The organism is Streptomyces sp. NPDC005017 (genome assembly GCF_042873115.1).
GTDB lineage: Bacteria > Actinomycetota > Actinomycetes > Streptomycetales > Streptomycetaceae > Streptomyces.
The window spans coordinates 106,258-120,242 of record NZ_JBIALD010000008.1; the positions used below are offsets into that span (position 1 = coordinate 106,258).

16 protein-coding genes are annotated in these 13,985 nt (G+C 70.5%); 9 read left to right on the forward strand and 7 right to left on the reverse strand.

The window, feature by feature from the left end; all coding sequences use genetic code 11:
• Positions 1 to 267: 267 nt before the first annotated feature.
• From ACFYR0_RS14600 to ACFYR0_RS14630, 7 genes are all read right to left on the reverse strand, one after another.
• Positions 268 to 981: a hypothetical protein gene (locus ACFYR0_RS14600; RefSeq protein ID WP_389326574.1), complete on the reverse strand. Its 714-nt coding sequence runs from the start codon at positions 979 to 981 to the stop codon at positions 268 to 270.
• A gap of 57 nt (positions 982 to 1,038) precedes the next feature.
• Complete coding sequence (locus tag ACFYR0_RS14605; RefSeq protein WP_389326577.1) at positions 1,039 to 1,737, reverse strand: hypothetical protein; 699 nt, start codon at positions 1,735 to 1,737, stop codon at positions 1,039 to 1,041.
• Complete coding sequence (locus ACFYR0_RS14610; protein WP_389326580.1) at positions 1,734 to 2,207, reverse strand: GNAT family N-acetyltransferase; 474 nt, start codon at positions 2,205 to 2,207, stop codon at positions 1,734 to 1,736. Before ACFYR0_RS14610 ends, ACFYR0_RS14605 begins: the two co-directional genes overlap by 4 nt.
• Before the next feature lie 29 nt (positions 2,208 to 2,236).
• Positions 2,237 to 2,857 carry a DUF3631 domain-containing protein gene (locus ACFYR0_RS14615; RefSeq protein WP_389326583.1) on the reverse strand — a complete coding sequence of 207 codons (621 nt, stop codon included), beginning with the start codon at positions 2,855 to 2,857 and terminating at the stop codon, positions 2,237 to 2,239.
• Entirely contained in the window at positions 2,854 to 3,345 is a 492-nt protein-coding gene (locus ACFYR0_RS14620; RefSeq protein WP_389326586.1) for a hypothetical protein, read from the reverse strand. The genes ACFYR0_RS14615 and ACFYR0_RS14620 overlap by 4 nt, the downstream gene beginning before the upstream one ends.
• Positions 3,342 to 3,947, reverse strand: a complete 606-nt coding sequence (locus tag ACFYR0_RS14625) for a DUF4913 domain-containing protein (protein WP_389327081.1) — start codon at positions 3,945 to 3,947, stop codon at positions 3,342 to 3,344. Before ACFYR0_RS14625 ends, ACFYR0_RS14620 begins: the two co-directional genes overlap by 4 nt.
• 211 nt (positions 3,948 to 4,158) lie before the next feature.
• On the reverse strand, positions 4,159 to 4,914 hold the full coding sequence (locus ACFYR0_RS14630; protein ID WP_389326589.1) for a DNA-methyltransferase: 756 nt from the start codon (positions 4,912 to 4,914) through the stop codon (positions 4,159 to 4,161).
• Between the two features lie 524 nt (positions 4,915 to 5,438).
• Between ACFYR0_RS14630 and ACFYR0_RS14635 the strand changes: the two genes are divergently transcribed.
• From ACFYR0_RS14635 to ACFYR0_RS14675, 9 genes are all read left to right on the forward strand, one after another.
• Positions 5,439 to 6,548: a C40 family peptidase gene (locus tag ACFYR0_RS14635; protein WP_389326592.1), complete on the forward strand. Its 1,110-nt coding sequence runs from the start codon at positions 5,439 to 5,441 to the stop codon at positions 6,546 to 6,548.
• Between the two features lie 98 nt (positions 6,549 to 6,646).
• Positions 6,647 to 6,955 (forward strand): DUF6112 family protein, encoded by a 309-nt coding sequence (locus ACFYR0_RS14640; protein WP_389326595.1) that lies wholly within the window; start codon positions 6,647 to 6,649, stop codon positions 6,953 to 6,955.
• Positions 6,955 to 7,638: a hypothetical protein gene (locus ACFYR0_RS14645; RefSeq protein ID WP_389326598.1), complete on the forward strand. Its 684-nt coding sequence runs from the start codon at positions 6,955 to 6,957 to the stop codon at positions 7,636 to 7,638. Before ACFYR0_RS14640 ends, ACFYR0_RS14645 begins: the two co-directional genes overlap by 1 nt.
• A gap of 37 nt (positions 7,639 to 7,675) precedes the next feature.
• Complete coding sequence (locus tag ACFYR0_RS14650; protein ID WP_389326601.1) at positions 7,676 to 9,028, forward strand: ATP-binding protein; 1,353 nt, start codon at positions 7,676 to 7,678, stop codon at positions 9,026 to 9,028.
• Between the two features lie 87 nt (positions 9,029 to 9,115).
• Positions 9,116 to 10,588, forward strand: coding sequence for an SCO6880 family protein (locus tag ACFYR0_RS14655; protein ID WP_389326604.1), 1,473 nt, complete (start codon positions 9,116 to 9,118; stop codon positions 10,586 to 10,588).
• A gap of 208 nt (positions 10,589 to 10,796) precedes the next feature.
• The gene (locus tag ACFYR0_RS14660) at positions 10,797 to 11,252 is read left to right on the forward strand and encodes a DUF6238 family protein (protein WP_389326607.1); all 456 of its coding nucleotides are present in this window, start codon (positions 10,797 to 10,799) and stop codon (positions 11,250 to 11,252) included.
• A 133-nt stretch (positions 11,253 to 11,385) separates the two neighbouring features.
• Positions 11,386 to 12,900, forward strand: coding sequence for an ATP-binding protein (locus tag ACFYR0_RS14665; RefSeq protein ID WP_389326610.1), 1,515 nt, complete (start codon positions 11,386 to 11,388; stop codon positions 12,898 to 12,900).
• 214 nt (positions 12,901 to 13,114) lie between these two features.
• Positions 13,115 to 13,498, forward strand: a complete 384-nt coding sequence (locus tag ACFYR0_RS14670) for a hypothetical protein (protein ID WP_389326613.1) — start codon at positions 13,115 to 13,117, stop codon at positions 13,496 to 13,498.
• A gap of 95 nt (positions 13,499 to 13,593) precedes the next feature.
• A complete protein-coding gene (locus tag ACFYR0_RS14675) occupies positions 13,594 to 13,974 on the forward strand; it encodes a hypothetical protein (protein WP_389326616.1) in 381 nt (126 codons plus the stop codon).
• The last annotated feature ends 11 nt before the right edge of the window (positions 13,975 to 13,985 follow it).

Below are 13,985 nucleotides of genomic sequence, written 5' to 3' on the forward strand. Positions count from 1 at the left end.
AGGCACATGTGGACGGCGCGAGGCACCGAGCAGGGCAGCTCAGGCGGCTATTCGGGTTGAGCGCATGGGGAATTGAGCTCCGCGTCATGGGAAGGGAATTGCAGGAACGAGCCCGGGCAGATGCCGTGCGGGCCGAATCAAAGAGTCCGGACAATCCCCGGTTTCGGTAACCGGGGATGTGCTGCTATGTTTCGCCCCAGCAGACACAGACCGGGCCGCCATTCCGACACGAAATGACGTAGCGAGGCCGGTAGTTGCCGGGTGGACTCAGCGGCTCGGACCACGCGGCGGCGTGGGGTGTGCCGAGACCGGGGGCCGCGTGGTGCGGCGTGCGGGTGGTGCTGGGGCGGGCAGCGGGGCGTCCTCGCCGCGCCAGTGCGCTTCCCACCAGGTCGTGGCGGCCTCAAAGGTGGCGAAGCCGCCCTCGCGCAGCCTGTGCGTGAACATGTCGGTGTCGGCCTCTTCCAGCAGCACCCGGAAGGGCACGGGTGCCCGCTCGTCCAGTGCGCGCAGGAGCACGGTGGTCTGGATGGGCTCGCTGTCGTGGGTGTAGCTGTGCAGGAGGGCGAAGTGGTCGCCGTCACGGCGCAGCCGTTCCTCCAGGGCCCGGGTGACATCGTCGGCAGGCGTCGTGCCCGTGCCCTCGGGCAGCAGGATCTTCTCCTCGGGGCAGCTGCGGGCGATCAGCCAGGACTGGGCCATGGCTGGCAACGGCAGTGGAGTGCGATCGAAGCGGAAGGTGCGCGCGATGGTGTCGCGCTTGAGGTGCAGGGCGACGATCTGGGGCTCACCGGGGATTCCCCAGGTAACGGACCCGTCGTGCAGGACGTAGTAACTGTGCTCACCGTCCGTGGTGTGGTGCTCGGCCAGGACGGTGAGCGACGTGTCGTTGATGGTGATGTGCTGCCAGAATTGCTCGGCAACCCGGTCGTTGACGGCCTCATAACCATCGAGGCGGAAGTCAGGGGCGGTTGGGGGCATTGATGCTTTCGGATCGGCGGCAGGAACGGGGGCTGCGCGGGTAGGCCGGGGAGGCGTTCACCGCCGAGGGGCGGACGGAGCCGGCCAGGCTCCGGCCCGCCGTACGGATGGCACGGTCGGCGGGCCTGGTGGTTGCGGTGAGGCGAGGAGCGTGCGGCCGGCTTCGGTGAGAGTGACGGGCTGCCCGGCGTGCAGCGGACGGGAGCCGTCGCGCACGACGAGCCCGGCCGCCTCGAAGCGCTGGAACTGGTGGTAGGCGACCCGGCTGCCGGAGGCGGTCACGACCGACAGGCGCTGTGTGAGCAGGTGTTCCCGCAGCTTGGCGCCCTGGGCAATGGCGAGCAGGGCTGCGAAGTCCGGCGCGGACAACTCCTGCGCCGGCCCAGGACGCTGGGTGCGAGCGGCCTTCTCTACCGCTTCCAATGCCATCTGCGCCGTGGCCTGCTGAGCGTCGCGCTCGCCGACGGCCTGCGCCAGTTGGCTGACGGTACGGTCAATCCGCGTGCACAGGGCCTCGTCGACCTCGAACTCGCCCGAGGCCAGACGGGCGAGCAGGAGGCGATAGAAGGTCACCGCTCGCTCTGCTGTGACCAGGCCGTGGTGGGCATCGGCCAGCCGGGTCTGTGCATCGTCGAGCAGGTGGCGCTCGCGATGCTGCCACAGTTGCTCGATGCTGCGGCCCACCGCTCCCTCGATGCGGTGGTCGAGGGCAGTCACCACGTTCGTCGATGGGGTGGATGGAGAGGGAGAGGTCATCGGGTAGCGGGTTCCTGCGAGCAGGGGCGGACCGGGGAGCGTAGGTCCAGGGCAACGTGGACCTCGACGTACGGGCCGTCGCGGGTGTGCCGGGTGGGACCCAGGTGTTCGGCAATCCGGAGTACGGCCGTGTGGGATGCCCTGGTGTACGCGGTCAGGGTGTGACCGCCGCGGGCGCGGGCGGCGTCGGCCGCGTGCCAGGCCAGGGTGGTGCCGATGCCCTGGCGCTGGCGGGCGTCGGCGACCTGCAGCCCGAGGTCGACGACGCCCTCTTGGCGGCTGACGGGGCCGACGCAGACGAGGCCGACCGGCGCATCGTCGGCGTCGAGCCCGATCCAGCACTCCGCGTGGGCGAGCAGCCGCAGAAGGTCGCGGCGTGCGAAGCCTGTTCGGCCCCAGCGGCTCAGCATGCTTGGCTCGGAGCAGTGCTGGTGGAAGGCGTCGATCAGGGGCCAGTCCCGGGCCGTCACCTGTCGCTTGCGTGCGAGGGCGGGGTGCGTCAGCAGGAGCGGCCCGCCCGTGCGTCCAGCAGATCCGTACGCCGGTACGCCTTGTAGCAGCGACCGTCGTGACCGGTGGTGTTGCGGGTGTGGACTCCATAGGGGGCCAGGAGCTTGGCGAGGCGTACCTGGGTGAGGTCGGCGTAGGGCCAGCGGCCGTCAGCGTCGCCCGGTAGGTCGCGCAGGCACAGGACGAGATCGGCGCAGGCCATGGTGTCCGGGTCGCCAATGGCGGCGAAGACACCGAGGCAGGCGTGGACGATCGTCTTCGGCTGGCCTGGGCAGGACAGGAAGTCGTCGTCCTCGTCCTCCATCACGTCCGGCGTGTCCTCCGCGTTGCCCTCCGATGCGGCGCAGCAACAGGAGGTGGACAGCAGCGCGTTGAGCTCGGCTCCCGCAGCCATGCCTTCGACGAGGACGTCGGTGAGCTTCTCCAACTGCTCGGCGGCGCTGACGCCGTCGGGCAGCTTCTTGCCGGAGAGGGCGACGAGCTGCCGGTCGAGGTCCTGGGCCTCGGTGAACACATCGAGGATGGCTCGGTGGTGCGGGTTCTCGCCGGCAGGGACGGGCTCGAGAACAGCGGTGGCGACCTGGTCGATCAGGGTGGGGAACTGCGTCAACGAAGGGGGCCCTTCAGGGGTGTTGTGGGTGCGGGTCGGTCGAGGCCGGGCATCGCGTACGGCGGCGGGCCCGGCTTGGGGATCGGTCGGTGCGCGTCCAGCTGCGGGGAGCGGGTGCGGGCTGCATGAGTCCGCGCGCTCGTCGGGCGCCGGGCGATACCGAGGCGGGCGCGGGCGGTGTCGTACACGTCGTGCCCGGCCCGCGGGCGGACGGCCACCACATGGATTTCGGTACGGTGCGTGGAGTTCGCGGGTGCCGGGCGCTGGGCGTAGACGATGCGCCACTCATTGCGGTGATCGACGTACAGCTTGCGGCAGCCAGCGAGGTCGCGGGTGAGCTTGCTGCCGAACAGGCGGGCATTGACGACGTCCTGGAGCTGGGCGAGAGCCAGATCGCGGATGTCTTCCGGGGCCTGGAGGAGATCGGTCAGCGCGCGGGGGTCGAAGGAGAGACCGAAGGCGGGCCGGGCTTCATGGCCGCCGGTCATGCGGTCCGGTCCGCCCGGCCGTCCTCCTCCGCCTCCCTGGCGGCCGTGCTGGAGGAGCGGGCGGAGGGCTTCGGGCCGGGCAGCAGGCGGTGGGCGGGCCGGTCCGGGTCCGTCATGCACGCCGACAGTGGCCCGCCGGGAGCCCGGACCGTGGCCATGGCTTGGGTGAGGAAGTCCCGGTGCCAGACAAACATGCCCGCCAGGCCCGCCTCGGGCTCCTTGTGATGCTGGTAGGCCAGCCACAGGGAGTGCAGCCAGGCCACGACGTCCTCGTGCTCCTGCCACTGCTTGCACCAGGGAGCCGCGGTGGTCACTTCGGCGCCATACCGGAGGAGGAAGTCGTTCACCCAGTCCGTGAGGGCGTCGAGTTCGTCCTCGTACTCCTCGCCGTCGAGTTCCAGGATCGGCCGCGGCTCCGGCGGAGCGGACAGCGGCGGCATGCCCGCGAAACCTGGGAGGCCGTAGGCGGCGAACGGCGAGGGAGCGGGGGCGGAGGACAGACTGTCGAGCTGCCGGGCCTGCTCTGCCGACTGATCGAGCAGCTTGCGGACCTTCGCCTCAATGCTCTCCAGATCGGATTCCGGAATCCGGACCGGTTCCATCTCCCCGTCGTCCGGGATGTTTATGGATTCAGGCACGAAAAGAGGGCCTCCTTGAACGCGCAGCCGATGGGTGGGGATTTCGGCTCCAACCATCCGGACAATCCCCGGTTTCGGTAACCGGGACATGGGTGCTACAACGCCCATGCGCGCCACGGAGAATGACGCCTGGGCAGCACTCGGCAGGCAGCACGGCGAAACAGAGTGCAGGCAGTCAGGACGTCAGGGTCATGTCGTCCTGGGTGAGGGTCCGCTGGAGCGTCTCAGTGAGCCGAGCTTCAGCGATGTCCGCGTAGTGGCGGGTCTTCTCGACGCCGATGAAGTCGCGGCCCTCCAGTAGAGCGGCCACGCCAGTCGAGCCGGAGCCGCAGGTGAAGTCGAGCACGGTGCCGCCCGGCGGGGCGATTTGCACTAGCTCCCGCATGACCGAGACAGGCTTCTGGGTGATGTGCTGCCGGGCCTTGCCCGACGGCTGCGAGGCGCTGTAGAGACCCGGCAGGTAGACGGGGTTCCGGGAGCCGTCGATGGCACCCTTGGACGCCCAGACGATGAACTCACAGTTCTGGGTGAAGCGGCCCTTCTGGGGCCTGGCCTGCGGCTTGTGCCAGGCCAGCACCCCCCGCCACAGCCATCCGGCCGCCTGGATCGCGTCCGTGGTGATCGGCAGCTGACGCCAGTCGGTGAACAGCAGCGCCGTACCGCCGGTCTTGGTCAGACGGTGGGCCTCGGTCATGATCTGCGTCAGCCAGAACCCGTACGACCGCTGATCCATGTTCTCGCCCGTGAAGTCCGGGAGGTCATGGCCGGCGTCGGCGGAGGTGTACTTCTGCTTGGCGCTGCGGCCCGTGCGTTCCTTCGCAGTCCGGCCGCCCGAGTTGTAGGGCGGGTCTGTGATGACGGAGTCGACGCAGTTGTCCGGCAGTTCGGCGAGCACGCTGAGCGCGTCGCCCTGGTGCAGGGAAAAAGGCAAAGGGATACCCCAGTTCGGTTCGGTGAAGAGGAGGGGAATGCCTCCGGCCCGCAGCCGTGATCCCGCAGCCGGCATATGGGGCGACACAGGCCCGGCCGGCGGAAGAGGGGGTTGCGAGGGGGAGGAACCAAAACTGTAGGGCACGATCCCCGGTTGAGCGCTATCGCTGCCAAAACCCTTGGAATCAAGCCTTGATCACGAACGATTTCGGCAACCGGGGATCCGCCCTTACTGTTTAGGAAATGCCCGGCGAACACCGCCGATGGCCCACTCCCTAACCCCTCTTTCGCGGAGGTCCCCCTGTCCCGGCACACCTGACCCCAACCGTCCCGCAACGGCGTGAGGTGCAACTCCCCCGTCTCGCAGGAATCCCGACTCACCCGACCCGGCCGCCCGCCCCCTTTCCGCTCCTGCGCACGCGCGGCCAGGACCTCACCTCCAAGGACACCATTGACATCGCCCTACCCTCCCCTGCCCGCAGCCGCCCCGCCGCCGGACCGTAACCGCTCAGGGGGCGCACCGGATTGAAGGGCATAGCCGCCGGCATCGGCGTCTTCGTCCTCTCCCCCTTCCTCCTGGCCGGCACGGCCATGCTGATGGCCTCCTCCAGCGAGGCCGCCCAGAGCACCTACTCCTCCCTCGCTTGCGTGGGCGACGTCGACACCGACGCCGTCATCGAGCAGGTCACCAAGATCCTCAACGGCGCGTCCGCCAAGAACGTCCACGTCGAGGGCCTGACCCTGCCCGAAGAACAGATCCCCAACGCCCGCACCATCGTGGCCACCGGGATCAGCCTCCACGTGCTGAAGAAGGGCCAGATCATCGCGCTCGCCACCGCGATGCAGGAATCGCGGCTGCGCAACCTCAGCTCCGGCGACCGCGACTCACTCGGCCTGTTCCAGCAGCGCCCGAGCCAGGGCTGGGGCACTGCCGAGGAGATCCACGACCCCGTCTACGCCTCCACCCAGTTCTACAAGCACCTGCTCGCCGTGGACGGCTGGCAGCAAATGACCGTCACCCAGGCCGCCCAGGCCGTGCAGCGCTCCGCCTACCCCGACGCCTACGCCCAGTGGGAACCCCTGGCGACCGCCCTGCAAAAGGCGATCGCCGCCACCTTCCCCGGCACCTCCGGCACGGACCCGGACACCTCCACCAGCACCGCCTCCTGCACGGCGACCGAGGACGGCTCCGGGTACGGCACCATCCCCGAAGGCTCCGTGCCCAAGGGCTACTCGATCCCCAAGAACGCCGATCCGAAGGCACGCAAGGCGATCGCGTGGGCGATGGCGCAACTCGGCACGATGTACCAGTGGGGCGGCACCTGCACCGCGCCGCACGGCCCGGACCCGATGGGCCGCTGCGACTGCAGCTCGCTGACCCAGCAGGCGTACGCGCACGCCGGCATCACGCTCACCCGCACCACGTACACGCAGGTCAACGAGGGTAAGGCCGTCTCCCCCAAGGCGCTGAAGCCCGGTGATCTGATCTTCTCCCGCGGCAGCGCCGCCCGCCCCGAACACGTCGGCATGTACATCGGCTCGGGCCTGGCGATCGAGGCACCCCGCACCGGAAAGCCTGTTCGAATCACGCCGCTGGCGGACTGGGACATCCTCGCCGCCCGCCGCGTCGTCTGACGGCCTTCGGGCCCGCTCCGCCGCGCCGCTCTCCTTCTCTCTTCCCCGTTACCGCCGGGCCGTTCGCCCTGTGCCTGCAAGGAGTCCTCTCCACACCCATGTCTTTCGCAGACCGACTCATCTATCTCGCTTACGACCCCGGCATCACACCCTCAGGTGGTGGCCTGCCCGGCCTCGCCGTGCTGAAGAACGTCGTCAACAGCATCAACCTCTTCGCGATCGTCGCTGTGGTCGGCGCGCTGGCGGTATCGCTCGGTGTGTGGGCCTGGGGGCACCACACCGGCGGCCACCAGGCCGAGGCCAACGGCAAGAAGGGCGCCGTCGTCTCGGCCGGCGCCGCGCTCGGCCTCGGCGCCGCGAACGGAATCGTGGCGTTCTTCTCGGCGCTGGGGTCGCAGGTTCACTGATGCCGAAGCGATCCCTCTCCTTGTCCGGCTACGGCCTCGGCTGGTCGACCCGGCAACGCGTCACCGTCATCGCGATCGGCCTCGCCGTCCTGCTTGCCCTCGCCGCCGCCGTCGCCCTGGTCACCGGCCGTACCGGAACCAGCACCAGCCGGACGACCAGTCCCTCCGCCACAAGCAGCCCCAACTCCGTCATCGCCGGCCCGAAGCCGTCGGCCGGGGCCGGTACGGTGGCGAAACCGCCGCCGGTGGCCGACCCGGTCGCCTTCGCCAAGGCCGCCGCCGCGATGCTGTGGTCGTACGACACGCGCACCACCAGCCGTGATCAGCAGCTCGCCGGGATGAAGGCGTGGCTGACGTCGGAAACGAAGTACGCCGACTGGCCCTCGATCGCCGCCCAGGTGCCGGATCCGGTGCTGTGGTCGCGGATGGCCGACCAGGACCAGTACACCACCGCCACCGTGGACGAGGCGCACTACCCGTCCGCGTTCAAGCAGGCCCTGGCGGACGACCCGTCGGCGATCACCGAGGCGTACATCTACGCCGTCACCGTGACCGGCAAGCAGCAGATCGTCTGGAGGAAGGGCGGCGCCGGTGCCGAGGACCGCTCGGTCACCCTCGCCGTGCAGTGCCGTCCCAATGCCGACTGCTCCCTGGTCTCCCTCGCCCCCCGCGTCGTGCCCTGACGGCCCCGACCTATGAGAAAGGAGGGGTGACTCCCCCTTGGGTTTCTGCGATCTCCCCCTGACCGACACTCTGTGTGCTGTCGGCGACGCGGTCTCCTTCGCCTCCGACCCGGGCGCCGCGATCGGCAACTGGATGGCCAAGAGTGCGGGCGAACTCGCTGCCGCAGCAGCCGACCTGGCCGCCGAAGCTGTCGATACCACCACCAAGGTCGACCTGAACGCCGGATGGTTCCGCGACAACTACGAGATGATCCTGCCGATCGGCCTGATCGTCCTCGTCGCCACCTTCTGCGCCCAGCTCCTACGAGCGGCGATCCGCCGCGACGGCCAGGCGCTCACCCAGGCGTTCACCGGCACCGCCACCGGCGTGCTGTTCGCGTTCACCGCGATCGCCTTCACCACCGTCGCCATCGAAGTGGTCGACGCCCTGTCCGCCGGGCTGTTCAAAGCGGCGAACCTGTCCATCGACTCCGCCGTACGGCGTCTGATCAAGGTCGCCATGATCCCGGGTCTGTCGGCGATGGGCTGGCTGGTCGCCGTCTTCGCCGGGGTCGGCGCCGCGCTCGGTGCGTTCTTCTACTGGTGCGTGATGATGGTCCGCAAGGTCGGCATCCTCGTCATGGTCACCCTCGCCGTCTTCGCCGGTGCCGGCGGTGGCTGGGAGGTCGCCCGGCGCTGGCGCAAGGGCTGGATCGAGGCCACCGCCACCCTCGTCGTCTCCAAGCTCCTGATGACTGTGATCTTCGTACTGGGCATCTCAGCGATGGGCAAGACCGAGGCCAAGGACGGCGTCGCCGCGCTCGCCGACGTCATGGCCGGCATCGTCATCATGGCGCTCGTGCTGCTGTGCCCGTACGCGACGTTCAAGTTCGTGCACTGGGCCGCCTCCGAAGGATCGGATGCCGAGGCCCTGCACCGTTCTGGTGGGGCCGGCGCGCAGATCGCCCGCCAGCACGCCGAGCGCGCCGGACGCAAGGCAGCCGCCGCAGCCGCTACCGCCGGCACCGGCGGTGCCGCGGCCGGAGCGGGCGCCGCTCCCCAGGGCCCAGACGCCGTCCCGGGCGGCTTCCCCGGCGACATCGCCACCAACCCCGCCCCGGACACTGGCAAGGACTCGAGCAGTTCGGGCACCCCGTCATCCGGAGACGGGGGGATCAGGAGCAGTCTCGAGAAGGCCGTACAGCCCCCGCCGACCAGCCCGCGGGACGACACCAGCGGCCTCGGCGGCAGCCCCGGCCCACAGTCTGGTGGCGGATCACCCGCCGGCAGCGGGTTCATGTCCGCGCCTCCAACCAGCACTCCCACACCGCCGCAGGGCGCCCCGCCAGCTCCGAACTCCACGAGCCAGGCCGGGACCGGCACTTCACCACCTCCGCCCACTGGCCGCTGACCCATCCCCACGCTGGCTCGGCGCCCCGCACTCCGCGTGCGGGTGCGCCGTCCCGGCCCCGCCCCGCGCCTCACCGGAAACCGGCTCTTGTCTGAACTCTCCGTCTCCCCGATCACGGTCAAATTCCCGCACCGCTCCAGGCGCGGCATCCTCCTCGGACTCTCCCTCCCCCAGCTTCTCCTCGTCTCCGGCGCGCTGGCGCTGCTCCTCATGACGGTGGTGACGACCGGACTGCTCGGCGCAATCTCCCTGACCCCGCTGTGGGCGGTCGTCGCCGCTCTGGTCGCCATCCGCCGCAACGGCAGGTCACTGATCGACTGGGCACCGGTCGTCGCCCGCTACGCCCACCGCCGCCGCACCGGGCAGACCCTGTGGCTGGCCCGGCCGGTTTCGCGGCCCCGGCAGGACGGCGTGCTGCATCTGCCCGGCACCGCCGCCTCGTTGAAGGTCGTCACCCCCGGCGACTCCGCCAACCAGGCTGCCGCCGTCCACGACCCACACCACCAGCGGCTCACCGCCGTCGCCCGGGTCAGCAGTCGCGCGTTCGCCCTGCTAGATCCCGCCAGCCAGAACGCGAACGTTGCCGGGTGGGGGCGGGCCCTGGCCGGCACCGCCCGCACCGGACACGTCGCCACCGTGCAGGTCCTCGAACGCACCGTCCCCGACTCCGGCGACACCCTCGCCCGCCACTGGGCACAGCACGGCCGCCCCGACACCCCGGTCGCCGGGCAGGTCTACTCCGAGCTGGTCGCCTCGGCCGGACCGGCCGCCGCACCGCACGAGGCGTACCTGGCCATCAGCCTGGACCTCAAGGCCGCCAAGCGCCTCATCAGTCAGGCCGGCGGAGGGCTCCCCGGAGCCTTCACGGTGCTGGAGCAGACCACCTCGGCCATCGCCCTCGCGGCCCGTAGCGCGGGACTGATGGTGACCGGCTGGCTCAACGCGCGGGAGATCGCCGCGGTCATCCGCACTGCCTACGATCCGGCCGCTCTCTCCGCCCTCCAGCAGTGGTCCACGTCAGGCCGGGCCGAGGCGGACCCTGCTGCAGCCGGGCCCGTCGTGCAGGTCGAGGAGTACGACCGGCTCCGCACCGACAGCGCCCGCCACGCCACCTACTGGATCGAGAACTGGCCCCGCACCGAGACCACCCCCGGTTTCCTGCACGGGCTGATGTTCACCGCCGGGGTGCGCCGCAGCCTGTCCCTTATATACGTGCCGCAGGGATTCGAGTCGGCGCTGCGCGATGTCCAGCGCAAGAAGGCCGCGATCATCGCCGACGCCAACGAGCGAGCCCGCCGCGGACAAGTGGACTCCGAGGCCGACTCCGTCGAGTACGCGGACGTCAAGGTCCGCGAGCGGCAGTTGATCGCTGGCCACGCCGACGTCGCCCTGACCGGGCTGCTCACCGTCAGTGCCGACACCGACGCCGCCCTCGACGCCGCGTGCGCGCAGATCGAGACCGCAGCCGTCACCGCCCAGGTCGACCTGCGGCGGCTGTACTACCAGCAGCCCGACGCGTTCGCCCTAGCCGCCCTGCCGCTCGCCCGCACGGCACTGTGACACTGCCTCCCACGCCGCCCGAGCGGAGCCATCCCGGGCTGCGCGTTCCCGTGAGTATGTCGATCTGCGACCCGAACAGACACCTTTTGCCCACAGCGCCACGAGCCACACGGCGCTCGCCGGCATACGGCCACCCGCCATCGCCTCGCTACCTGTGCTCCGTTCCCCCTCTCGCTGACCTCGCCGCTCTGCGGCGCCAAGGACCCCGTTGAACGCACCCCGCCCCGCCGATGCGCACCCCTACCTCCGTGCCGCGACGGCCGGCCTGCGCCACCACACCCGCGCCCACACCGTGCCCGGCGCCCCTGCCGACCGGCTGCACCTGGACACACTGCACGCCCACCTCACCGCCGCCCACCAGCTACTCGACCAGCTCACCGACGCCACCCGGTCCCCGCATCCGGCCGCCGGGCGTCATCTGGCCGCAGCGCACCTGCGGTTGTGGCAGGCCACCGCCGCCGTCCACGACGCCTTCCACACCGTGCCCGCCGACCAAGAAGGCTCCGCGAGCGAGGAGTGCCGGCCCGAGCGTCTCCCGGAGGGTCCGCTGGTGCTGACCATCTGCCAGCGGCACCTGGCCGCCTCCCACGCGATCCGCCGCAAGACCACCCCCACCGACCTCAACACCCAACTGCACGGCCGCACCACCGCCTGCAGCCAGTAACCCCCGCCCGCGGCGAACTGCACCTCAATTGGAACAGCGACGGCAAGGACTGCTGGAAGCACCAGTTCAGCGCCTCGCCGGCCGTCTGAGCCCCGCCCCCGCACCGAGATCGTCACGTGAGAGCCATCCCGTCATGACCCACCGGCCCGCGCGCCAAGCCCGCCACGCCAGCGCCAGCCCCCTGTTCACCCCGCACGGCACCGACCGGGCCAGCCGCAAGAGCGCCCGCCGCCAGCTCGCCGAAGCCACCGCCAAGGCCCGCGCCGAAGCCGCTGCCTATCCGGACAGCCGCGAAGCCGTCGAGCCCGAGATGCCGCCGCCGCTGTACCCGCCCCGAGGCCGTCCCGGACCCGGCTCCGCCCGCGGCAGCAGGCTGAAGCTGGCGCAGCACCGCATGACCACCGCCACCGCATCCGGCGCGTATCCCTTCCTCGCCGAAGGTGGCCTGGGCGCCGAGGGCATCTACATCGGCCGCGACGTCCACGCCGAAGCCTCCTTCACCTTCGATCCCTTCGCCCTGTACGGCCGCCTGGAGGGGTTCACCAACCCCAACGTCCTGCTCGCCGGAGTGATCGGCCAGGGCAAGAGCGCACTGGCCAAGTCCTTCGCCCTGCGCTCCATCGCCCACGGCTACCGCGTCTACGTGCCCTGCGACCCCAAGGGCGAATGGACCCCGGTCGCCTCCGCGCTCGGCGGCACCTCCATCGCCCTCGGCCCCGGCCTGCCCGGCAAGCTCAACCCCCTCGACGCAGCCCCGCGCCCGGCCGGTGTGCCGGAGGCCGACTGGGCGGGCGAGATCCGCAAGCGCCGACTGTTCCTGCTCGGCTCCCTCGCCCGCACCGTCCTGGGACGCGACCTGATGCCGATGGAGCACACCGCGCTCGACGTCGCCCTCGACTCGGTCGTCACCCAGGCCGCCGCCCTTCACCGCACACCGCTACTCGGCGACATCGCCGCCACCCTCAACAACCCCGACCAGCTCGACGCCGCAGCCGGTCTCATGTCCGGCCGTCTCGGCGACGCCGCCCGGGACCTCGCCCACGCCATGCGCCGCCTCGTCCACGGCGATCTCGCCGGCATGTTCGACGCCCCCTCCACCGTCGCCTTCGACCCCACCTCGCCGATGCTGACCATCGACCTGTCCCGGCTCGGCGGCTCCGGCGACGACACCGCCCTCGTCCTCGCCATGACCTGCGCGTCCGCCTGGATGGAATCCGCCCTCACCGACCCGCACGGCGGCAGACGCTGGATCGTCTACGACGAAGCCTGGCGCCTCATGCGCCACCCCGGACTCCTCCAGCGCATGCAGTCCCAATGGAAGCTGAGCCGTGGCCTCGGCATCGCCAACCTCATGGTCATCCACCGGCTCAGTGACCTGCTCACCGCCGGCGATGCCGGATCACAAGGCCGCGCCCTCGCCGAGGGTCTCCTCGCCGACTGCTCCACCCGCATCATCTACCGCCAGGAAACGGACCAACTCCACGCCGCAGCAGCCCTGCTGGGCCTAACCACGGTCGAGACCGAGGCCATCGCCCATCTCAACCGCGGACGCGGACTGTGGAAGGTCGCGGGCCGCAGTTTCATCGTCCAACATCAACTCCACCCCCACGAGATGACGCTGTTCGACACCGACGCCCGCATGCACTAGAAGCCCGACGAGGCGAACCGAAGCCCTCACCAGCAGAAAGAAGACCACACTGCAGCACCCAGACTTCGAGCTGTACGACAACGTCGGCCGCACCGCCGACCAGATCAGCGCCTACCACACTCGCTCGGCCACAAGGGACGACCTGTACCGCTGGGCGAAGCGAGACGCCGAAGGCTTCCGCGCCCAACACCCATTGCCTGACAAGCCGTTGCCCGTGCCGGACTTGGACCCGTACCTGACGGCACTGGCCGCGGCCAAGACACCCGCCGAGTTCAGCGCGGTCACCAACGCCCTGCTGGATGCCGCCGAACCCCTCCTCGACGCAGTCGTCGACTACCTGGCCGCAGCCGCGCAATGGCGCCGGCAGAACCGTGGTGCCGCCCCCGGCTCCCCGCCCAAGCTGCTGAGGGATGCCGCCAGCCGGATCAAGACCGCCGTGGCCATGGCCGCCGACGCCGACCTGCAGATCCTGCGCGCCCACTACGACCCGCCCCCGGACCTCGACGCGCTTTCCAAACAGGGCCGCGCAGCCCACGACACGCCTCCGACTCCACCCCCGCCCGGGCGGCAGTCAGGTCCGGGTGGGCCACGGCGCTGACCGAAGCATCATCATCGCCCGCTGCTGAAACCGGAGAAACCCGCCTGTCACCCCAGCCCGACTCCCCTGCCGCCCCAGGCTCTGCGGCCCAGGCCGTGCGTGATCTCATCGACCGGCTGAACGCAGCCCGTTCGTACGACGAAGCCGCCCAGCTCCTCCACCAGGTCCTGGAGCCGACCGAGGGACTCCTCCCAGGACTCGAAGGCTTCCTCGAAGCGGCAGCCAAGACGGCCAAGGCATCCGAACGCCAAGACGGCTTCGACCTCTACCACGACCTCCAATCGGCCGCGCTCACGCTGCGCCGGCTCGGAGAAGACCTGCACGTCGCTGTCGAACGCATGCAGGCCCTCGCCGTCCCCCGGCGCCGGAGCTGGCAGGAAGCGGTGGCCGACTACTACGCCACCGCCCCCAGCACGCCCAGCCATTCGGCATCGGCGCCCCCGCCCGCCGGACCGTCCTCCGGCCGCACCCGCTGACAGCGCCTCAG